The organism is Roseateles sp. AC306, from assembly GCF_979253795.1.
In genome coordinates, this window is the sequence record NZ_CEEDEB010000096.1 from 1 (window position 1) to 259 (window position 259).

Below are 259 nucleotides of genomic sequence, written 5' to 3' on the forward strand. Positions count from 1 at the left end.
CCCCAGCGCCAGCGTGACGCCCAAGGCCGTGCGGATGCGGGCGTCGGCGAGTTCGGGCTCCTGGAGCAGGTAGCTGGCGACGCCGAAGTCGCGCAGGACCTGCGCGATGCGCATGACCGCCAGGCTCACCGAATACACGCCGATCTCGGCCGGCGTGAGCAGGCGGGCAATCATCAGATTGCTGGCCCGCCCGAGGGCACTGAGGGCGTAGCGCTCGGCGAAGGAGAACAGCAGCGCGCCACGCACGCTGGTGCTCATT

The 259-nt window shown here is 69.9% G+C and carries 1 protein-coding gene; it reads right to left on the bottom strand.

All coding sequences use genetic code 11. From position 1 onward, the window contains the following. Nucleotides 1-259: oligosaccharide flippase family protein (locus tag AC0IZJ_RS28535; protein WP_471855637.1), on the bottom strand; the 259-nt coding region annotated here is incomplete at both ends.